This window comes from Streptomyces angustmyceticus (assembly GCF_019933235.1).
GTDB lineage: Bacteria > Actinomycetota > Actinomycetes > Streptomycetales > Streptomycetaceae > Streptomyces > Streptomyces angustmyceticus.
Window position 1 is genome coordinate 7,228,848 of the sequence record NZ_CP082945.1, and the last position, 19,725, is coordinate 7,248,572.

18 protein-coding genes are annotated in these 19,725 nt (G+C 73.2%); 9 read left to right on the forward strand and 9 right to left on the reverse strand.

The annotated features are described in order from the left end of the window. Positions 1-35 precede the first annotated feature (35 nt). Entirely contained in the window at positions 36-356 is a 321-nt protein-coding gene (locus K7396_RS32310) for a hypothetical protein (RefSeq protein ID WP_086721450.1), read from the reverse strand. A gap of 162 nt (positions 357-518) precedes the next feature. Between K7396_RS32310 and K7396_RS32315 the strand changes: the two genes are divergently transcribed. The 3 genes from K7396_RS32315 to K7396_RS32325 all read left to right on the forward strand — a co-directional run bounded on the left by K7396_RS32315 (position 519) and on the right by K7396_RS32325 (position 2,854). Continuing rightward, positions 519-1,562 carry a hypothetical protein gene (locus tag K7396_RS32315; protein ID WP_170314269.1) on the forward strand — a complete coding sequence of 348 codons (1,044 nt, stop codon included), beginning with the start codon at positions 519-521 and terminating at the stop codon, positions 1,560-1,562. A 108-nt stretch (positions 1,563-1,670) separates the two neighbouring features. Then, positions 1,671-2,510, forward strand: coding sequence for an SDR family NAD(P)-dependent oxidoreductase (locus K7396_RS32320; RefSeq protein WP_086721066.1), 840 nt, complete (start codon positions 1,671-1,673; stop codon positions 2,508-2,510). 116 nt (positions 2,511-2,626) lie between these two features. Further along, the gene (locus K7396_RS32325; RefSeq protein ID WP_223660270.1) at positions 2,627-2,854 is read left to right on the forward strand and encodes a hypothetical protein; all 228 of its coding nucleotides are present in this window, start codon (positions 2,627-2,629) and stop codon (positions 2,852-2,854) included. A gap of 24 nt (positions 2,855-2,878) precedes the next feature. Here K7396_RS32325 and K7396_RS32330 read toward each other — a convergent pair whose 3' ends face one another. Both K7396_RS32330 and K7396_RS32335 read right to left on the reverse strand, forming a co-directional pair. Beyond that, complete coding sequence (locus tag K7396_RS32330; protein ID WP_086721065.1) at positions 2,879-4,048, reverse strand: NAD(P)/FAD-dependent oxidoreductase; 1,170 nt, start codon at positions 4,046-4,048, stop codon at positions 2,879-2,881. Next, positions 4,045-4,365, reverse strand: coding sequence for a bifunctional 3-phenylpropionate/cinnamic acid dioxygenase ferredoxin subunit (locus K7396_RS32335; protein WP_086721068.1), 321 nt, complete (start codon positions 4,363-4,365; stop codon positions 4,045-4,047). Before K7396_RS32335 ends, K7396_RS32330 begins: the two co-directional genes overlap by 4 nt. Positions 4,366-4,673: 308 nt before the next feature. On the opposite strand from K7396_RS32335, the gene K7396_RS32340 reads away from it, so the two are divergent. From K7396_RS32340 to K7396_RS32360, 5 genes are all read left to right on the forward strand, one after another. Continuing rightward, positions 4,674-5,786 carry an S-(hydroxymethyl)mycothiol dehydrogenase gene (locus tag K7396_RS32340; RefSeq protein WP_086721064.1) on the forward strand — a complete coding sequence of 371 codons (1,113 nt, stop codon included), beginning with the start codon at positions 4,674-4,676 and terminating at the stop codon, positions 5,784-5,786. 47 nt (positions 5,787-5,833) lie between these two features. Continuing rightward, on the forward strand, positions 5,834-8,293 hold the full coding sequence (locus K7396_RS32345) for a GcvT family protein (RefSeq protein WP_086721063.1): 2,460 nt from the start codon (positions 5,834-5,836) through the stop codon (positions 8,291-8,293). A 60-nt stretch (positions 8,294-8,353) separates the two neighbouring features. Further along, positions 8,354-9,514 carry an N-methyl-L-tryptophan oxidase gene (gene solA, locus K7396_RS32350; RefSeq protein ID WP_086721062.1) on the forward strand — a complete coding sequence of 387 codons (1,161 nt, stop codon included), beginning with the start codon at positions 8,354-8,356 and terminating at the stop codon, positions 9,512-9,514. A 10-nt stretch (positions 9,515-9,524) separates the two neighbouring features. Further along, positions 9,525-10,706: an aromatic ring-hydroxylating oxygenase subunit alpha gene (locus K7396_RS32355; protein WP_086721061.1), complete on the forward strand. Its 1,182-nt coding sequence runs from the start codon at positions 9,525-9,527 to the stop codon at positions 10,704-10,706. Positions 10,707-10,851: 145 nt separating this feature from the next. Further along, positions 10,852-11,478, forward strand: coding sequence for a GntR family transcriptional regulator (locus K7396_RS32360; protein ID WP_086721060.1), 627 nt, complete (start codon positions 10,852-10,854; stop codon positions 11,476-11,478). Positions 11,479-11,494: 16 nt separating this feature from the next. Here the strand turns inward: K7396_RS32360 and K7396_RS32365 are convergent, their stop codons facing one another. Together K7396_RS32365 and K7396_RS32370 are read right to left on the reverse strand one after the other, a co-directional pair. Then, entirely contained in the window at positions 11,495-12,289 is a 795-nt protein-coding gene (locus K7396_RS32365; RefSeq protein WP_086721059.1) for a carbon-nitrogen hydrolase family protein, read from the reverse strand. A 58-nt stretch (positions 12,290-12,347) separates the two neighbouring features. Next, complete coding sequence (locus K7396_RS32370) at positions 12,348-13,670, reverse strand: MFS transporter (protein ID WP_086721067.1); 1,323 nt, start codon at positions 13,668-13,670, stop codon at positions 12,348-12,350. A gap of 189 nt (positions 13,671-13,859) precedes the next feature. Here K7396_RS32370 and K7396_RS32375 point away from each other — a divergent pair, with 189 nt between their 5' ends. Continuing rightward, complete coding sequence (locus K7396_RS32375) at positions 13,860-14,552, forward strand: DUF2848 domain-containing protein (protein WP_086721058.1); 693 nt, start codon at positions 13,860-13,862, stop codon at positions 14,550-14,552. Between the two features lie 134 nt (positions 14,553-14,686). Here the strand turns inward: K7396_RS32375 and aspA are convergent, their stop codons facing one another. The 4 genes from aspA to K7396_RS32395 all read right to left on the reverse strand — a co-directional run bounded on the left by aspA (position 14,687) and on the right by K7396_RS32395 (position 19,559). After that, on the reverse strand, positions 14,687-16,108 hold the full coding sequence (aspA, locus tag K7396_RS32380) for an aspartate ammonia-lyase (protein ID WP_086721057.1): 1,422 nt from the start codon (positions 16,106-16,108) through the stop codon (positions 14,687-14,689). 66 nt (positions 16,109-16,174) lie between these two features. Further along, positions 16,175-17,206, reverse strand: coding sequence for an asparaginase (locus tag K7396_RS32385; protein WP_152104501.1), 1,032 nt, complete (start codon positions 17,204-17,206; stop codon positions 16,175-16,177). Between the two features lie 2 nt (positions 17,207-17,208). Next, on the reverse strand, positions 17,209-18,684 hold the full coding sequence (locus K7396_RS32390; RefSeq protein ID WP_308686901.1) for an amino acid permease: 1,476 nt from the start codon (positions 18,682-18,684) through the stop codon (positions 17,209-17,211). 137 nt (positions 18,685-18,821) lie between these two features. Then, the gene (locus tag K7396_RS32395) at positions 18,822-19,559 is read right to left on the reverse strand and encodes a FadR/GntR family transcriptional regulator (protein ID WP_086720894.1); all 738 of its coding nucleotides are present in this window, start codon (positions 19,557-19,559) and stop codon (positions 18,822-18,824) included. Positions 19,560-19,725 lie beyond the last annotated feature (166 nt).

Sequence of the window (19,725 nt, forward strand, 5' to 3'; positions counted from 1 at the left end):
GGGCCCGCACCACGGGGCCTCGGCGTGCGGCCGGTTCAGGCGTCCAGGCGGGCCGTACGGGCCGCGGGGACCTGCTTCCTCGGCGGCGGCAGCACATCGGGCGCGCGATGGGGGCGCAGGGCCGTGAGGGCGGTCTCGGTCTCCTCCATCAGCGCGCGGTAGGAGACCAGTCGCTGCCACTCCGGATCGGCGACTCCGGGCACGGTGGCGGCGCGGTCCGTCCACTGCCGCACGAGCCCGGCGTAGACCGGGGTCTGCCGGAGGATGTCCGAGGTGATCCACCGCGGCATGCGCCCGGGGCGGGGGATCGGGGTCTGTCCGTGGCCTGCGACGGCGCCGGAAGAGGGGTCGCTCATGGCCGTAGAAACGATTCTTCCGCCCTGGGGTCACTGCGTATTTTTGCAGCGGTCCCTACTTCCACCGCGGCGGCCTGGGCGTATCTCTCTCGAATATCACCTTATGCAGTGATCTATAGCCGGGAAGCGGGCCAATCCGGACGAAGGAACGTTGTCGCAGTCATGGAACCGAGGGAGTTGTGGGAGCGCCATGCCGTACTCGCACAGGCGTTTTGCAGCAGCGATGACGAGGTCCGCCGTACACAGGGACTCCTCGACGAGGCCGAGGCCCGCCGGTCGCGGACCCTGGCCGCCTTCGCCGTGACCGTGGGCAGCGACGCGGTGGTGGCCGAGCTGCTGGGCCTGGACGAACGCGAAGTGCGCCTGGCCCGCCGCACGGTGGGCAAGGACGACGCCCGCGCGGTCGCCAAGAGCCTGCTCGCCCAGACCACGCGCGAGCAGCCGCCCGCCGCGCAGGCCGCCACACCTCCCGCGGCCCCCGCCGCGACGCCCCCCGCGAGCCCTCCCACACCCCCTCCCGCGGCGCACCCCACTCCGCCGCCCGCCTCGCACCCGGCCCCGCCGGCGGCCGCGCACCCCGTGAGCCCGGCGGCGTCGGCGCCGGTCACCGCCCCCGCCGGCCCCCTTTCCAACGAGCCGGCCTGGGCGCCGGCCCTGGACGCGGTCCTGATGAGCGGCTGGCACAACGGAGTCGACCTCACCGCCCTGGCCACCGAACTCGGACTCGACGTCCGGCTCCTTGTGGCACGCGCCCAACAGCTCTCCGCGGAGAGCCGGCCCTCCCCGGCCTCGTCGCCGGACCGCACCGGCCGCCACCGCAGGATGGTCAATCTCCCACCGACCCCGCAGCCGGAGAACTCCCCTCCGGCCTGGCGCGAACGACCACCGCAGCACCTGCGCGATCCCTACGACCAGGACCCCTGGAAGCAACAGCCGTACCAGAACTACCCCGACCAGCAGGACTACCAGGAGTACCGGATCTACGAAGAGCCTCCCCAGCACCAGCACACCCCACAGCAACAACTCCCGCACCAGCAATACCTGCAACACCCACACCACCAGCAGTACCCCCAGCCCTCCCACCCCACCTGGGACGCCAACGCCATCACCGCCGCCCAACACGACTGGGACGGCATTCTCAGTCAATGGGAAGCCACCACGTCCCCGACCCCGCCCCTCTCCGCGCCGGGGCAAGGGGGCGGGTGAGGCGCCGTCAGGATCGCGTCGGGCCCCCGATGCCCGTGCCCGGTTCGTGGTGTTCGTCCGTATGATCGCGGGGGTGGCAGGTGACCGGCTCCGGAGGTGGGAACGAGCATGGCGGAACGGCGTGTTGTCCTGGTGACGGGGGGCGGGACGGGTATCGGGGCGGCCACCGCGCGGCTGTTGCGGGCGGCCGGGCACCGGGTGGTGATCTCGGGGCGGCGGGTCGAACCGCTGCGGCGGCTCGCCGAGGAGACCGGAGCGCTGGCGCATCCCTCGGATGCCGCCGATCCCGCGGCGGTGCAGGATCTCGTCGACGCCACCGTGTCCGCGTACGGGCGGCTCGACGGGCTGGTGCTCAACGCCGGGATCGTGCGCGGCGGCGCCGTGGGTGATCTGTCCGTCGAGGACTGGGAGGCCGTGATGGCCACCAACGTCACCGGGCCGTTCCTGCTCCAGCGCGCCGCGCTGCCGCATCTGCTGGCGAGCCGGGGTGCGGTCGTCGCGGTGGCCTCGGTCGCCGCCCTGCGCAACGGCCACGGCAATGCCGCGTACGCGACGTCCAAGGCAGCCCTGCTCCAGCTCTGCCGGTCGCTCGCCGTCGACTACGGGCGGGCCGGGCTGCGCGCCAACATCGTCTGCCCCAGCTGGGTGCGTACGGAGCTGGCCGACCGGCGGATGGCGCGCTTCGCGGAGGAGACCGGGCGGGCGGCCGGCGGGGCGGACGCCGGGTACGAGGAGGCCACCCGGCTGCTGCCCGCGGGCCGCCCCGCAGAGCCGCGGGAGGTCGCGGAGGCGGTCAACTGGCTGCTCTCGCCGGCCGCGTCGTTCGTCAACGGCGCGGTGCTCACGGTCGACGGCGGGGCGACGGCGCTCGACCCCGGCGGCGCCGCGTTCTCCTTCCGTATCGAGGCCCGCGACGGTGCGAATGCCCGCGACGGTGCGAACGGCTGAGGCGGACATGACGGAGATCCTTTACCGGGACCGTTGGATCGAGTGCACCTCGGAGGTCCTGCGGGTTCGCGGCTACTACTTCCCGTGGGGGGACGAAGACCGTCCGTTATGACGCGGTGCGCGCGGTCCGGCGGGTGGCGATCGGTGCCTTCGGCGGCCGGGCCCGGATCTGGGGGACCGCGCACCCGCGCTACTGGGCGAGCCTGGACCCGGGGCGGTTCTCGAAGCGGGAGGCGCTGGTCCTCGATCTGGGCCGATTCGTGCGCCCGTTCGTCACGCCGGACGACGCCGCGGCCGTGGAGGCCATCCTGCGCGAGCGGATGCCGGCGCCTCCTCGGCCGTGACGCCGCGGGGGCGCGGGCCGGAGGTCAGGTGGTGGCCGGCTGGGCGGCGCGGGCGAGTTCGCGGCGCAGCCGCTGGAAGGGGCGTGGGCGGTTGAGGGCGAGCACCGCGGTGGTGCGCCCGTCCCGTTCGTAGCAGGCGAGGAAGCTGCGGTCGTCGGGGGAGCCCTCCAGGACGCGAGGGGTGTCGGTGGGCAGCCGGTGGCCCGCGAACTGGATGCGGACGCCGTACTGGTCGGACCAGAAGTACGGCAGGCCGTGGTGGGTCGCCACGGTGGCGCCGGCCAGCAGGTTCCGCGCCGCGACGGCGGCCTGTTCGGTGGCGCTGGTCCAGTGCTCGGCGCGGGCGCCGTCGACCCGGGCGACGTCCCCGACGGCCACGACGGCGGGCAGCGGCGTCACACAGCCCGCGTCGCAGCGCACCCCGTCGTCGAGCGGCAGCCCGGAGTCCGCGAGCCAGGCGGTGCGGGGGCGCACCCCGATGCCGGTCACGACCACGTCGGCGGGGAGCAGCCGGCCGTCGGCCAGCTCGACCCCGGTGACGCGCCGGCCGGTGCCGCCGTCGTGCAGCCGGGCGACGCCGGTCCCGGTGAGCAGGGTGACGCCGTGGTCCGCGTGCAGGGCGGCGCAGATCTCGGCCATGGCGCCGCCGAGTTGCGGGACGAGGGGGAGCGGGGCGGCCTCGACGACGGTGACGTCATGGCCGAGGGCGGCGCACGACGAGGCGACCTCGGCGCCGATGAAACCGCCGCCGATCACCACGACCCGGACCGGCCCCGACACCAGATCCGCGCGGAGCGCCTGGGCGTCGTCGAGGGTGCGCAGGGTGTGGGTCCCGGCGGGCACCGGGCCGGGGAGGCGGCGCGGGGCGGCCCCGGTGGCCAGGACGACGCCGTCGGCGGTCAGCGACCGGCCGCCGTCGAGCAGCACCGTGCGTCCCGCGGTGTCGAGACCGGTGGCCCGGGTGCCCAGCAGCCATTCGGCATCGAGTTCGGCGATCTCCTCGGCGTCGGCCAGGGCCAGTTGACCCGGGCCGGTGCCGCCGGTGAGGAAGTCCTTGGACAGCGGGGGCCGGTCGTAGGGGCCGTGGCACTCGTCCCCGACGATCACCAGCCGGCCGTCGAACCCCTGGGCGCGCAGGGCCCGCGCGGTGTACAGGCCCGCCAGCGAGGCCCCGATGACTGCGACCGACTTCATGCGGCGGTGCCCTCCTCGGCGGCGCGGTGGACGTAGATCATGCCGTCCTGGACGGTCACGGGGTGGGTGCGCACGGCGCGGCGGGCCGGCAGGCAGGTCGCCGCTCCGGTGCGCAGGTCGAAGGAGGCGGCGTGCAGCGGGCATTCGACCAGGCACCCTTCCAGCCAGCCGTCCGCCAGCGAGGCGTCCTGGTGGGTGCAGGTGTCGTCGATCGCGTAGAGCTGCCCGTCGGTGTGGAAGACGGCGATCGGCGGTGCGGTGTCGATGCGTACGGACTCGCCTGGCGGCAGGTCGGCGAGAGGGCAGACAGGAATCACGGGACCCCCCTGGTGCATTCGGAAGCATCGAGTTTCGTGGAGCGCACGATGAAGCGCTATACGCAACAGAATCCCGATGGCGGGCGGATGCGTCAAGCGCCTCGGGGAATTGCCGGAACACGGGCCGGTGCGCGGGCCGGAACGCGGTCCGGGGCGCCGGAGTTCGGTCTTTCCGGCCGTGTGCAGGGGCGTCGCGAGTCCGTTGCGGAGAGCCGGCCCGTACCTCTTGACGCTGCCGAGTCGGCGTTCCCACTATGTCTCTCATCGCGCAACCAGTCGTGCAGTACGCAACACTTGAGGGGTAGGGCATGCCACACGAAGTCCATGCCGTCGTCGCGGCGGAACACGGCGCACCCGTCGAGCTGCGGACCATCGTGGTGCCGGATCCCGGCCCGGGAGACGTGCTCGTCGCCGTGCGGGCCTGCGGCGTCTGCCACACCGATCTGCACTACCGGGACGGAGCGATCGGCGACGCGTTCCCCTTCCTGCTCGGCCACGAGGCGGCCGGCGTGATCGAGGAGGTCGGCCCCGGCGTCACCGGGCTCGCCCCCGGCGACTTCGTCGTCCTCGCCTGGCGGGCCCCCTGCGGCGCCTGCCGCTCCTGCCGCCGCGGACGGCCTTGGTACTGCTTCGACTCCGTCAACGCCGGCCGGCCGATGACCCTGCGGGACGGCACCTCCCGTACGGCGTCCGGGGGAGGCACTCCGCTCACCCCCGCGCTCGGGATCGGCGCGTTCGCCGAGAAGACCCTGGTCGCCGCCGGACAGGCGGTCAAGGTCGACCCGCACGCCCGCCCCGAGGCCGCCGGCCTCATCGGCTGCGGCGTCATGGCGGGCTATGGCGCGGCCGTGCACACCGGCGCCGTGGGCAGCGGGGACACCGTCGCCGTCATCGGCTGCGGCGGGGTGGGCAGCGCGGCCATCGCCGGTGCGTCCCTCGCCGGGGCCCGCCGGGTGATCGCGGTCGACATCGACGACCGCAAGCTCGACGGCGCCACCCGCTTCGGCGCCACCCACACCGTCAACTCCCGTGGCACGGACCCCGTCGAGGCGGTCCGCGGGCTCACCGGCGGCCATGGCGCGGACGTGGTGATCGATGCGGTCGGCCGGCCCGAGACCTGGACCCAGGGCTTCTTCATGCGCGACCTGGCCGGGACGCTGGTCCAGGTCGGCGTCCCCGACCCGGACATGCGCGTCGAGCTGCCGCTGATCGACCTGTTCTCGCGCGGCGGCGCCCTGAAGTCCTCCTGGTACGGCGACTGCCTGCCCAGCCGCGACTTCCCCGTGCTCATCGACCGCTACCTCGGCGGACGCCTCGACCTCGACGGATTCGTCACCGAGACGATCGCCCTGGACGAGGTGGAGTCCGCCTTCGACAAGATGCGCGACGGCCGGGTACTGCGCTCCGTCGTGGTCATCTGACGGCGTCCCGTCCCTCGCCGATCACCCCGACCAGCAGGAGGAGGGTCATGTCCCGTACGCCCGCACACCGTTCCCGTGTAGTGGTCATCGGTGCCGGCATCGTCGGCTGCTCGCTCGCCGACGAGCTGACCGCCCGTGGCTGGAGCGAGGTCACCGTCCTCGAACAGGGCCCGCTGCCGGCCCCCGGCGGTTCCACCTCGCACGCCCCCGGCCTGGTCTTCCGGACCGGCCCGTCCAAGACCATGACCGAGTTCGCCGCCTACACCGTCGAGAAGTTCGGCGCCCTGGAGGCGGACGGGCTGCCCTGCTTCCACCCGGTCGGCGGCCTGGAGATCGCCACCACCGAGGCCCGCTGGGCCGACCTGCACCGCAAGGCCGGGCTCGCCGCCTCCTGGGGCGTACGCGGTGCGCTGCTCTCCCCGCGGCAGTGCAAGGAGCTGTGGCCGATGCTCGACGAGACCGTGCTGTACGGCGGTTTCCACACCCCCGACGACGGCCTGGCCCGCGCGGTGCCCGCCTGCCGCGCCCAGATCGCCCGGGCCGAGAGCCGCGGCGCCCGCTTCCTGGAGCGGCACACCGTCACCGGCATCGAGCGGGCGGACGGCCGCGTCACCGGCGTCGTCACCGACCGCGGCACCTTCCCCGCCGACCACGTCGTCTCGGCCGCCGGCTTCTGGGGCCCGGTGATCGGCGCGATGGCCGGGGTGGACGTACCGCTGCTGCCGCTGGCCCACCAGTACGCCACCACCGAGCCGCTGCCCGAACTCGCCGGCGTCAACGACCCTCGTCGCGAGGCGAGCAAGCCGATCCTGCGCTTCCAGGACCGCGACCTCTACTTCCGCGAGCACCACGACCGGCTCGGCATCGGCTCCTACGCCCACCGCCCGATGCCCGTCGACCCCTTCACCGTCCCCGCCTTCGACGAAGCTCCCGTGATGCCGTCGTCGCTGCCCTTCACCGCGGACGACTTCGCCCCGAGCTGGCAGGACAGCGTCGGGCTGCTGCCCGCGCTCGGCGCCTCGCGGGTGGCCGAGGGTTTCAACGGCGTCTTCTCCTTCACCCCCGACGGGATGCCGGTCCTCGGCGAGTCCCGCGAACTGCGCGGATTCTGGCTCGCCGAGGCGGTCTGGGTCACCCACTCCGCGGGCGTCGCCAAGGCCGTCGCCGAGTGGATGACGGAGGGCCGGCCCGCCGTCGACATCCACGAATGCGACCTCTACCGCTTCGAGGACGCCCAGCGCTCGCCCGCCTACATCGCCGACCGCGGCGCCCAGAGCTTCATCGAGGTCTACGACGTCATCCACCCGCTGCAGCCCATGGAGCAGCCGCGGCCGCTGCGCACCAGCCCCTTCTACCCGCGGCAGCAGGAACTCGGCGCGTACTTCCTGGAGGCCGGCGGCTGGGAACGCCCGCACTGGTACGAGGCCAACGCCCCGCTCGCCGAAGGGCTGCACCTCCCCGAGCGGGACGCCTGGTCCGCCCGCCACTGGTCGCCGATCGCCGCCGCCGAGGCCCGGGCCACCCGCGAACGGGTCGCCCTCTACGACATGACCCCGCTGCGCAGGCTGGAGGTCACCGGCCCCGGCGCCCTCGCCTTCCTCCAGCGGATGACCAGCAACAACCTCGCCAAGAAGCCGGGCGCGGTGACCTACACCCTGCTCCTGGACGAGACCGGCGGCATCCGCTCCGACCTCACCGTCGCCCGGCTGGCCCCCGACCGCTTCCAGGTCGGCGCCAACAGCGCAGCCGACCTCGACTGGCTGCTGCGGCATGCCCCGGACGGGGAAGTACAGGTCCGTGACATCACCTCCGGCACCTGCTGCATCGGCGTCTGGGGCCCGCTCGCCCGCGACCTGGTCCAGCCGCTCACCCGCGACGACTTCTCCCACGAGACCTTCGGCTACTTCCGGGCCCGGCAGACCCACCTCGGCCATGTCCCGGTCACCGCCCTGCGCCTGAGCTACGTCGGCGAGCTGGGCTGGGAGCTGTACACCACCGCCGACCTGGGGCTGCGGCTGTGGGACACGCTCTGGGAGGCGGGCCGTGAGCACGGGGTGATCGCCGCCGGACGCAGCGCCTTCAACAGCCTCCGGCTGGAGAAGGGGTACCGCGCCTGGGGCCATGACATGACCACCGAGCACGACCCGTACGAGGCCGGCGTCGGCTTCGCCGTCCGCCCCGCCAAGGGCGACTTCCTCGGCCGCGACGCACTGGAGGGCCGCAGCGATCAGACCGCGGCCCGCAGGCTCAGCTGCCTCACGCTCGACGACCCGGACGCCCTCGTCCTGGGCAAGGAACCGGTCCTAGTCGACGGCGTCCCGGCCGGCTACGTCACCTCCGCCGCCTACGGCTACACCCTGGGCCGGGGCATCGCCTACGCCTGGCTGCCGGCCGCCGCCGCGGCCCCCGGCACCCCCGTCCACATCGAGTACTTCGGCGAGAAGATCCCCGCGACCGTCGCCCAGGAGCCCCTCTTCGACCCCCGGATGGAACGCATCCGCAGGTAGCCCGCGTCCGTCGGTCCACCGGTGATCCGCTCGTCCTCCGTACGCAGAAGGAGCAACCGCATGGCTCCCACCTACGACGTCATCGTCCTCGGCCTCGGCGGCATGGGCAGTGCCGCCGCCCACCACCTCGCCGCCCGCGGCGCCCGGGTCCTGGGCCTGGAGAAGTTCGGCCCGGTGCACCACCGCGGCTCCAGCCACGGCGGTTCCCGTATCACCCGGCAGTCCTACTTCGAGGACCCCGCCTACGTCCCGCTGCTGCTGCGCTCCTACGAGCTGTACGAGAAGCTGGAGCGGGACACCGGCCGCCAGATCGCCACCCTCTGCGGCGGGGTGATGATCGGCCGCCCCGACAGCCGCACCGTCCGCGGCAGTCTGGAATCCGCCCGCCGGTGGGACCTCCCGCACGAGATGCTCGGCCCCGAGGAGATCCGCCGCCGCTTCCCGACCCTCACACCCGCCGACGACGAGGTCGCGCTGTACGAGGCGCGGGCGGGCCTGGTCCGGCCGGAGTTCACCGTCGCCGCGCATGTCCAGCTCGCCGGCCGGGACGGCGCCGAGCTGCACTTCGAGGAACCGGTCACCCGCTGGGAGGAGCTGCCCGGCGGCTCCGGGGTCCGCGTGCACACCCCCGAGAACACCTACACCGCGGGCCAGTTGGTGATCTGCCCGGGAGCCTGGGCGCCCCAACTGCTCACCGACCTGGGGGTGCCGTTCACCATCGAACGGCAGGTCATGTACTGGTTCGCCCCCGACGGCGGCACCGCGCCCTTCGTCCCGGAGCGGCACCCGATCTACATCTGGGAGGACGACCGGGGCGTCCAGGTCTACGGCTTCCCGTCGATCGACGGCCCGGACGGCGGTGCCAAGGTCGCGTTCTTCCGCAAGGGCACCGTCTGCACCCCGGAGACCATCGAACGCACCGTGCACGACCACGAGGTGCGCGCCATGGCCGACCAGATGCGCCCCCGCATCCCCGCCCTCCCCGGCCGCTTCCTCAAGGCCGCCACCTGCATGTACTCCAACACTCCCGACGAGCACTTCGTGATCACCCGGCACCCCGCGCACCCGGAGACCGTGACCGTCGCCTGCGGGTTCTCCGGGCACGGCTTCAAGTTCGTCCCCGTGGTCGGTGAGATCGTCGCCGATCTCGCGCTGACCGGGGCCACCGCGCACCCCATCGAGCTGTTCGACCCCCGCCGGGCCGCCGCCGCGGCCGCTTGAGGAGGCCACCATGACGACCACCCCCACCGAGTCCGCCCCGGCCGCGGCCACTGTGCCCGTTGCCGGTGCCTCCCCGAGCCTGATCGCCACCCTCGCCGGCCACTACTACACCGACCCCGGCATCTTCCGGCAGGAGCAGGAGAAGATCTTCGAGCGGCTGTGGTTCTGCGCTGTCCGCAGCGCCGACCTGGAAAAGCCGGGCGCCTTCCGTACGGTCCGGATCGGCCGGGAGAGCGTGCTGATCACCCGGAACCGGGCCGGAGAGCTGCGCGCCTTCCTCAACGTCTGCCGGCACCGCGGCGCGCAGCTGTGCGCCGAGGAGTCCGGCGAGGTCCGCCGCACCCTCCAGTGCCCCTACCACGCCTGGACCTACGACCTCGACGGCCGCCTGGTGGCCGCCCCCAACCTGCAGAAGATGCCGGACATCGACCGTACGGAACGCGGCCTGGTCACCGTCCCCCTCCGCGAATGGCTGGGCTACGCCTGGGTGTGCCTGGCCGACGACCCGCCGTCCTTCGAGGACACCGTGATCGGCGCGGCCGTCGAGCGGCTCGGCGACGCCGCCTGTCTCGACCGCTACCGCACCGAGGGGCTCGCCCTCGGCCGGCGCCTGACCTATGACGTGCGCGCCAACTGGAAGCTCATCATCGAGAACTTCATGGAGTGCTACCACTGCGGCACCATCCACCCCGAACTCACCGACGTGCTTCCGGAGTTCGCCGACGGTTTCGCCGCCCAGTACTACGTCGGCCACGGCGCGGCCTTCGCCGAGGAGGCCACCGGATTCACCGTGGACGGCAGCGAGGGCTTCGGCCGGCTCCCCGGCATCGAGGACACCCAGGACCGCCGCTACTACGCGATCACCGTCCGGCCGCAGGTGTTCGTCAACCTCGTCCCCGACCATGTCATCGTCCACCGGATGTTCCCGACGGCCCCCGACCGCACCCTCGTCGAATGCGACTGGCTGTACCTCCCCGAGGTTGTCGCCTCCGGCGCCGACCTCGCCAAGTCCGTCGAACTCTTCCACCGCGTCAACACCCAGGACTTCGACGCCTGCGAACGCACCCAGCCCGCCATGAGCTCCCGCGCCTACCGCACGGGCGGGGTGCTGGTCCCCAGCGAGCACCACATCGGCGGCTTCCACCGGTGGGTCAGGGACCGGCTGGGGGAGCGGGAGGGCGCGACGGGATGACACCGAGGCGCCGGGCCGCGGGGTGTACCGCTCCGTGCCCGGCGCCTCGGTGTCGCGTCGCGGGCCGCTGCCGGGGCCGGCCGTGTAGCCTGCGCATACAGGTTGTATGCAGTGGTGGCGGTTCATGAGTGGGGGAGAGCGGGCGATGCAGTCGGGGCGTGAGAAGGCCTACGCGTATCTCAAGGACAGTGTGCTGACCGACCCGGAGATGCAGGACCGGTTCCTGTCCGAGCAGGAGATCGCGGACCGGATCGGCGTCTCCCGCACTCCGATCCGCGAGGCCCTGCTGCTGCTCGCCGCCGAGGACCTGGTGCGGCTGGTCCCCAAGCGCGGGGCGCATATCGCGCCGCTGTCCGGCCGCGAGATCAGGGACCTGATGGAGATGCGCGGCCTGATCGAGCGCTTCGCCGCGGAGCGTACGACGGATCAGGGGACCGCGCCCGTCGACGAGATGGCGGACATCCTCGCCCACCAGGACACCCTGCGGGGCGAGGAGACCACCAAGGAGTTCATCGCCGCCGACCACCGCTTCCACGCCACCCTCGTCGCGGCCGTCGGCAACACCCTGATGAGCCGTCAGTACGACGCGCTGCGCAGCCGCCAGATCCGGGCCGGGGTCCTCGCCCTCTACCGCTCGGGCAACCGCCAGGACGAGGTGCTCGCCGAGCACCGGCAGATCCTCGACGCCCTGGCGGCCGGGGACGCCGCGGCCGCCTGTGCGGCCATCGACGGCCACATCAGGGCGACCCAGCGCATCCTCCTGGCCGCCTGACCCCGGTGGGCCGGGCCTACAGCTTCCGGTTGTCCAGCACCGCCACGGCCCGCCTGACCCGCCGGGCCTCCTCGGGGTCCACTTCCCCGATCAGCAGGTCGGGAGTGCTGCCCAGCCGGCCGCGGACGGTCCCGTCGGGGCCGATCAGCGCGGTGTGCCCGACGCCGTTCGGGGCCTGGGCGGGCTCCTCGGGGTCGATCCCCGGATCCGGGGCGGCCTGGTCCACGGCCGCCACCCAGACGGTCGCGTCCAGGGCGCGGGCCCGCACCAGCAGGTCCCACTGCGCACGCTTGCCCGGCCCCGCGGCCCAGGAGGCGGGCAGCAGCGACAGCGTCGCCCCGGCGTCCGCATGCGCCCGGAACAGCTCGGGGAACCGCAGGTCGTAGCACGTCGCCAGGCCCACCCGGACGTCGTCGACGTCGATGGTGACCACGCGGTGGCCCGGGGCGACCGTGTCGGACTCCCGGAAGCCGAACGCGTCGTACAGGTGGATCTTGTCGTAGGACTCCTCGACGCCGGGGCCGGTGGCGAGCAGGGTGTTGGCCACCCGTCCGTCGGGCGCCGGGGTGAACATGCCCGCCACGACCGTCACCCCGGTCTCCCTGGCGACCGCCCGTACCCCCTCGGCCCACGGCCCGTCCAGCGGCTCGGCCACCTCCGCGAGCGGGGTCCCGAACCGCACCATGGCCGCCTCGGGAAGGACCACCAGCCGGGCCCCGGCGCGCGCGGCGCCGCGGACCTGGTCCTGGACGTCCACGAGGTTCTCCTTGGGATCGGTCGATGCCGTCATCTGGCACAGCGCGATGCGCATACGGATCTCTCTTCTCTCGTGCCGGTCGGTTCTGCGGAACGGGTGCCGGGCGGCCGCCTCAGCGGCCGGGTGCTTCTGTGATCATCCTCCCCGGCGACCGCCCGGCGCCCTTCGCCGGGTGGGCGTACTGCTCGTCCTCATCGTGCGCCGGATCCCGCCCCAGCAGCACGCCCACGAGGGTGACCACGGCGGTCCCGGCCAGGTACAGGGCCAGCGGCAGCCAGCTGCCGAAGGAGCCCAGCAGCGCGGTGAACAGCAGCGGAGCGACCGCCCCGCCGATCACCCCGGCCAGCGTGTACGCCAGCGACGACCCGGTGTAGCGCAGCCGGGGGGTGAACTGTTCGGCGACGAACGCGGCCTGCGGCCCGTACAGCAGGGAGTGGATCGCCAGGGCCACCACCACGCCCAGCACCAGCAGCCCGAAGGAACCGCTGTCCGCCATCGGGAAGAACACGAACGGCCACACCCCCGCGGCGACCGCGCCGCCGAGGTACATCCGGCGCCGGTTCCAGCGGTCCGACAGCGCCCCGGCCAGCGGGATCAGCACGATCTGCAGCGCCGAGCCGATCAGTACGGCCGCCAGCGCCTGTTCGCGGGGCAGCCTCAGGTGCTCGGTGGCGTAGGTGAGGACGAAGACGGTGAACATCGCGTAGAGCACGTCCGGCGCGACCCGGCTGAGGACCGCCGCCACCAGGGCCCGCGGCTGGGCCGTGAACACCTCGCGGACCGGCGCCTCGGGCCGGTCGCCGCTCGCCTCCATGGCCCGGAACACCGGCGTCTCCTCCAGGCGCACGCGGATCCACAGCCCGAAAGCCACCAGGACGCCGGAGAGCAGGAAGGCGATCCGCCAGCCCCACGCCAGGAACTGCTGGTCGGTCAGGAGCGAGCCGAGGGCCGCCAGCACGCCGTTGGCCATCAGGTTGCCGGCGGGCGGGCCGATCTGCGCCGCCGAGGCCCAGAAGCCGCGCCGGTGGCTGTCCGCGTACTCGCTGGTCAGCAGGACGGCGCCGCCCCACTCGCCGCCGACGCCGACGCCCTGGGCGAAACGCAGCAGCACCAGCGCCGCCGGTGCGGCCGGGCCGATGGCGGCCTGGGTGGGCAGCAGGCCGATCAGCAGCGTCGCGGTGCCGATCAGCACCAACGTCGCCACCAGCACCTTCTTGCGGCCGATGACGTCACCGAGCCGGCCGAAGAGGAACCCGCCGAGCGGCCGTGAGACATAGCCGACCGCGTAGGTGGAGAACGCCAGCAGGGTGCCGGTCAGCGGGTCGGCCGACGGGAAGAAGAGTTTGCCGAAGACCAGCGCCGAGGCGGCCGAGTAGACCGCGAAGTCGTACCACTCCAGCGAGGTGCCGGTCAGGCTGGCGACGAAGGCGCGCACCAGCGCGCCACGGTCGGGGCGGGACGCCGTGCGGAGCCGCGCCCCGCGGTGTTCTGCGTTGTCCATGGTCGGGCCACCTCGGGATCGGTTGCTGCACTGCAGGGCATACTTGCTGTATACAAGGCGTATGCGCAACCCTTCCGGGGAGCGAATTCACTTCCGCGCAACCCACTGTGACCTGGAGGAACCATGGCCGCTCTGACCTTCGAGCTCCCGGACGGAACACAGCGCAGGGTCGAGGTGTCGAGGCTGCTCAACGCCGGGTACGCCGGCCGCAGCCAAGCCGATGTGGCCGCCCACGTCGCGGAACTGGCGGAACTCGGCGTACCCGCGCCGTCCACCGTCCCCGCCCTCTACCCGGTCGCGCCCTACCTGGGCCAGCAGACCGCCGAGGTGCCGGTGCAGCACGCCCGCACCTCGGGCGAGGCGGAGTGGGCGCTCGTCGTGGACGAGACCGGGGACCTGCTGCTCACGGCGGCCTGCGACCACACCGACCGCGCTCTGGAGGCGCACGGCGTGGCCTGGAGCAAGAACGCCGGACCTGATGTGCTCGCCCGTACGGCATGGCGCCTGGCCGACGTCGCCGACCGCCTCGACACCCTGACCCTGCGCGCCTGGGTGACCCCCGTCGGCGGCGGCGCGGAGGTCCTCCTCCAGGACGGGACGGCGGGCGAGCTGCTGACGCCCGGCTACTGGACCGAGGTGCTGCGCGAGCGCGGCGAGCTGCGGCCCGGCACGGTCCTGATATCGGGGACCATCCCGATGCGGGCTGGCGTCGACCCGTTCGCGGCCCGCTGGCGCGTCGAACTCGCCGACCCGGCCACCGGGAACGTCATCGCGCTCGCCTACGACGTGCTCCCGATGCCGGAGCCGATCGGCTGACCCGGCCGGCGGCCCCGAGCGCCCGGCCCGCCGCGTCACAGCCCCTGAAGACGGCGGGCCGGGCGGGCCCCCGGGAGGTGCCCGCCCGGCCCGTACAAAACCGGATCCCGCGGCTGCCGCGGTCCGGCGAGAGGTCAGACGGCGGCCGTGTCGCGGCCCGTGCCGGCGATCTCCTCCGGGCGCAGCAGGGCGGCGAGCCGGTCGGCCGGGAGCAGCCCCTGTTCCAGGACCAGTTCGGCGACGCCGCGCCCGGTGGCGAGCGCTTCCTTGGCGATCGCGGTGGCGGCGGTGTAGCCGATGTGCGGGTTGAGGGCGGTGACCAGCCCGATGGAGTTCTCCACGCTCGCGCGCAGCGTCTCGGTGTTGGCGGTGATGCCCGCCACGCAGCGCTCGGCCAGGGTGCGGCAGGCGGCTCCCAGGTGGGTGATGCTCTCCGAGAGGGAGTGCAGGATCACCGGCTCGAAGGCGTTGAGCTGGAGCTGGCCGGCCTCCGCGGCCATGGTGATGGTGACGTCGTTGCCGATGACCTCGAAGGCGACCTGGTTGACGACCTCGGGGATCACCGGGTTGACCTTGCCGGGCATGATGCTCGAACCGGCCTGCACCGGCGGCAGGTTGATCTCCGCGAGGCCCGCCCGCGGTCCTGAGGAGAGCAGCCGCAGATCGTTGCAGCTCTTGGAGAGCTTGACGGCGACCCGCTTGAGGACGCCCGACAGGTGCACGAACGCCCCGCAGTCCTGGGTGGCCTCGACGAGGTTCGCGGCGGTGACCAGGGGCAGTCCGGTGAGGGCGGCCAGGTGCCCGCGGGCCGCCTCGGCGTAGCCCTCGGGGGCGTTGAGGCCGGTGCCGATGGCCGTGGCGCCGAGGTTGATCTCGTGGATCAGCGGCACGGCTTCCGCCAGCCGGCTCTGGTCCTCCTCCAGCATCACCGCGTACGCCGAGAACTCCTGGCCCAGGGTCATCGGCACCGCGTCCTGGAGCTGGGTGCGGCCCATCTTGAGGACGTCGCGGAACTCCTCGGCCTTGGCCGCGAACGCCTCGCGCAGCACGGTCATCGCGTCGAGCAGTTCGTGCACCGCGATGACCGTGGCGACCTTGACGGCCGTCGGGTAGACGTCGTTCGTCGACTGGCCGAGGTTGACGTGCTCGTTGGGGTGCAGATGGCGGTAGTCGCCCTTGGCGTGGCCCAGGATCTCCAGCGCCCGGTTGGCGATCACCTCGTTGGCGTTCATGTTCGTCGAGGTGCCGGCGCCGCCCTGGATGACATCGACGACGAACTGGTCGTGCAGCCGGCCGCCGGCCCGGATCTCCCGGCAGGCGGCGGCGATCGCGTCGGCCCGCCCGGAGTCGAGCAGCCCGAGGTCCTCGTTGGCCCGGGCGGCGGCCTCCTTGACGGCGGCGAGCGCGTTGATCAGGTGCGGGTAGGCGGAGATCGGCGTACCGGTGATCGGGAAGTTCTCCACGGCGCGCAGGGTGTGCACGCCCCAGTACGCGTCGGCGGGTATCTCGCGGTCGCCGAGCAGATCGTGTTCGCGGCGGTGGCCGGCGGCAGTCATGGTGCAGGTGGTCCTTCGTGAGGTGCGGGAGCGGGGGAGGGGGCGGGCAGGGGAAGTGACGTGGTGTCAGGTGCCGTGCGGGGTCAGCGCGGCCGTCGCGCGCAGCGTCCCGACCGGGGCGCCGCCGCCGATGACGGGGGCGGCGGCGAAGGGGGCGAGGACGCCGGGGTCGATGCCGCAGCGCGCCAGGGCCGCCGCCGTCACCGGCATCCGGGCGCGGTCGGCGCCGTCGGCTATCTTCACGCCGACCGCCCGCCCGTCCGGCAGCGCCGCGATCTGCACCCCCTCGAAGCCGTCCTTGGCGAGCAGGCCCGGCACCGCCCGGATCAGGCGGGCCACGTCCCGGCCGCTGCCGGAGACCAGCTCCGGGTACGTGCGCATGGCGTGGGCGACCCGGCCCTCGTCGGTGCCGGGGGCGGCCGTCGCCAGCCGGGCGGCGGCCCGGGTCAGGCCGTGCAGGGACACCGCGAACAGCGGGGCGCCGCAGCCGTCGACCGTGACCCGGGCGATGCCCTGGCCGGTGAGGTCCGCCACCGTCGCGGCGAGGTCCCGCTGGAGGGGGTGGCCGGGGTCGAGGTAGTCGTCCAGGGGCCAGTCCCGGGTGCGGGCGGTCAGCAGCATGGCCGCGTGCTTGCCCGAGCAGTTCTGCGCGAGGCGGCTCGGCCCGAGGCCGCGGCGGAGCCAGTCGTCCCGGACGGCGGGGTCGTAGGGCAGATCGGGGACGTTGCGCAGCGCGGCCTCGTCCAGCCCGGCGGCGTCCAGGATGCGCCGGGCGGTGGCCAGATGCCGTTCCTCGCCGGAGTGGCTGGCCGCGACGAGGGCCAGCGCCTCGTCGTCGAGCGGCGGCAGCCCCGCGCGCAGCAGGCCGACCGCCTGGACCGGCTTGAGCGCCGAGCGCGGGTAGAACGCGGCCTCGATGTCGCCCGCCTGGAACTCCACGCTCCCGTCGGCCGCCAGGACCACGACCGAGCCGTGGTGGACGCCTTCGACGAGTCCGCCGCGCACCACATGGGCGACGGGGACGTGCGCCGGTGCGCGGACCACGGGCGCGGCGCCCGGAGCGCGGTGCGGCGGAAGGGTGGTGCTGCTCTGACTCATGATCAGTTCTCGGTGCTTTCCGTGGGGTCGGTGCTGTGGTCGGTGTCGGTGTCGTGGGGGTCCGCGGTGTGCGGGGTGGGTGAGGTGCTGCCGGGGCGTGCCGCGGGGACGGTCCCGGAGGCGGCCTGCTGCCCCTCGCTCCGGGGGGCCGTCGCGTCCCTGAGGGCGCGGACCCGGCCCCGTACCAGGAACCAGCCGGCGACCAGCGCGGCCGCGATCGCGGGCAGGGCCAGCACGGTGGTGCGGCCGGCGCCGCCGTCGGCCCACATCAGCACCAGGACGAGGGCCAGGAAGGCCAGCGTCACGCTCTCGGTCCAGGGCGAGCCGGGGAGCCGGTAGCCGGGGCGGACGAGCAGCCCGGCCCGCGCCTTCCGCCAGAACAGCAGATGACAGATCATGATCATCGCCCAGGTGCTGAGGATGCCGATCGCCGCGAAGTTCAGCACGATCTCGAACGCCTCGCTCGGCACGACGTAGTTGAGCCCCACGCCCAGGACGCAGACCCCCGAGGTCAGCAGGATGCCGCCGTAGGGGACCTGGCTGCGGCTCATCACGCCGGTGAACCGCGGCGCGGAGCCGGACATCGCCATCGAGCGCAGGATGCGCCCGGTGGAGTAGAGGCCGGAGTTGAGGCTGGACATCGCGGCGGTGAGCACCACGAGGTTCATCACGCCGCCCGCGGCCGGCACCCCGACGCGGGACAGCACGGTGACGAAGGGGCTCTCGGCGGCCGAGTACGAGGTCCAGGGCAGCAGCATCGCCAGCAGCACCACCGAGCCGACGTAGAACAGTGCCACCCGCCACATGATGGAGTTGATCGCCTTGGGCATGACCTTCGCCGGCTCCGCGGTCTCGCCCGCCGTGACGCCGACCAGCTCGACCGAGGCGTAGGCGAACACCACGCCCTGGATGACCAGCAGCATCGCCAGGGTGCCGGCCGGGAAGACCCCGCCGTGGTCGGTGATCAGCGCGGGACCCGGGGTGTGGCCGCCGACCGGGTGCTGGGTGACCAGCAGGAAGATGCCGATCAGCAGGAAGACGACCAGCGCCCCGACCTTGACGATCGCGAACCAGAACTCCAGCTCGCCGAAGATCTTCACCGAGATCAGGTTCACGGTCAGCACGACCGCCAGGGCGATCAGGGCGATCACCCACTGCGGGACGTCGGAGAACATGCCCCAGTAGTGCGTGTACGTCGCCACCGCCGTGATGTCGGCGATCCCGGTGGTCGCCCAGTTCAGGAAGTACATCCAGCCCGCGACGAACGCCCCCTTCTCGCCGAGGAATTCGCGCGCGTACGACACGAACGCACCCGAGGACGGCCGGTGCAGCACCAGCTCGCCCAGCGCGCGCACCACCAGGAAAGCGAACAGGCCGCAGACCGCGTAGGCCACCGCCAGCGACGGTCCGGCGCCGGCGAGCCGGCCGCCCGCGCCGAGGAAGAGCCCGGTGCCGATGGCCCCGCCGATCGCGATCATGTTGATGTGCCGGGAGGTGAGGGACTTCTGGTACCCGGCGTCACCGGCGTCCACATGCCCGCCCGCCGGCCCCTGTGCGGTGTCCTGCCCCGCGTCTCGGTGGTGCTGCCGTTCCGCCTGCCGGAGGGGTTGCTCGCTCACGCGTGGTCCTCGTCTTCCGTGGAGGGGGGCGTACGGTGCGGTGGCCGCACGATGGTGGTCAGCGTCGACTCGACGCGTGCGAGGTGGTGCCGCATGGCTTCCACCGCGTCGTGCTCGGAACTGTCGACGAGCGCCTCGACGATCGCCCGGTGCTCCCGGTTCGACTGCTCGCGCCGCCCGCCGAGCTCGTTGAGGAAGGCCGACTGGCGGGCCAGCGCGTCGCGGATCTCCTCGATGACCCGGCGGAAGACCGGGTTGCGGGCCGCCTGGGCGACGGCGAGGTGGAACAGCGAGTCCATCGCCACCCATGCCGTGGTGTCGGTCTCCTGCTCCATCCGCTCCAGCAGGTGGGTCAGCTGGTCGAGGTCCTCCGGCGTACGGCGCACCGCCGCGTAACCGGCCACCGGGATCTCGACGTGCCGGCGCACCTCCAGCAGGTCGCTCGCGGCGTAGTCGCCGAAGGTCGGGTCCGCCACCGCGCCGTCGGAGACGACGAAGGTGCCCTTGCCGGTGCGCGAGACGGTCAGCCCCATGGTCTGGAGGGCGCGCAGCGCCTCCCGGAGCACGGGTCTGCTCACCTCCAGCCGGCGGCAGAGCTCCGCCTCCGAGGGGAGCTTGTCCCCGACCGCGTAGTCGCCGCGTTCGATGGCGCCGCGCAGGTGGTGGAGGACCGCTTCCATCGCGCTGATCCGCCGGGGCATGCCGCCAGCTGTCTGGCTGTCTGACAGGTTCACCCCGGAATCGTCGGTTCCGACGGGAGGGCTGTCAAGGGGGTGGGGCGGAGGGGATTTCCGCCCGCCCCACTCCGTCACTCCTCGGCTACGGACCGTGCGCCGTCGCGGCCTCGCCGGGCGGGTCCTCGCCGTTCGTGCGGAAGTCCAGCATGGAGAAGACCTTGTC

Coding starts and splice junctions, on each gene's coding strand:
- K7396_RS32310 (WP_086721450.1), bottom strand. CDS start 356: ATGAGCGACCCCTCTTCCGGCGCCGTCGCAGGCCACGGACAGACCCCG.
- K7396_RS32320 (WP_086721066.1), top strand. CDS start 1,671: ATGGCGGAACGGCGTGTTGTCCTGGTGACGGGGGGCGGGACGGGTATC.
- K7396_RS32375 (WP_086721058.1), top strand. CDS start 13,860: ATGGCCGCTCTGACCTTCGAGCTCCCGGACGGAACACAGCGCAGGGTC.
- K7396_RS32345 (WP_086721063.1), top strand. CDS start 5,834: ATGTCCCGTACGCCCGCACACCGTTCCCGTGTAGTGGTCATCGGTGCC.
- K7396_RS32360 (WP_086721060.1), top strand. CDS start 10,852: ATGCAGTCGGGGCGTGAGAAGGCCTACGCGTATCTCAAGGACAGTGTG.
- K7396_RS32385 (WP_152104501.1), bottom strand. CDS start 17,206: ATGAGTCAGAGCAGCACCACCCTTCCGCCGCACCGCGCTCCGGGCGCC.
- K7396_RS32365 (WP_086721059.1), bottom strand. CDS start 12,289: ATGCGCATCGCGCTGTGCCAGATGACGGCATCGACCGATCCCAAGGAG.
- solA (WP_086721062.1), top strand. CDS start 8,354: ATGGCTCCCACCTACGACGTCATCGTCCTCGGCCTCGGCGGCATGGGC.
- K7396_RS32340 (WP_086721064.1), top strand. CDS start 4,674: ATGCCACACGAAGTCCATGCCGTCGTCGCGGCGGAACACGGCGCACCC.
- aspA (WP_086721057.1), bottom strand. CDS start 16,108: ATGACTGCCGCCGGCCACCGCCGCGAACACGATCTGCTCGGCGACCGC.
- K7396_RS32355 (WP_086721061.1), top strand. CDS start 9,525: ATGACGACCACCCCCACCGAGTCCGCCCCGGCCGCGGCCACTGTGCCC.
- K7396_RS32330 (WP_086721065.1), bottom strand. CDS start 4,048: ATGAAGTCGGTCGCAGTCATCGGGGCCTCGCTGGCGGGCCTGTACACC.
- K7396_RS32390 (WP_308686901.1), bottom strand. CDS start 18,684: ATGATCGCGATCGGCGGGGCCATCGGCACCGGGCTCTTCCTCGGCGCG.
- K7396_RS32315 (WP_170314269.1), top strand. CDS start 519: ATGGAACCGAGGGAGTTGTGGGAGCGCCATGCCGTACTCGCACAGGCG.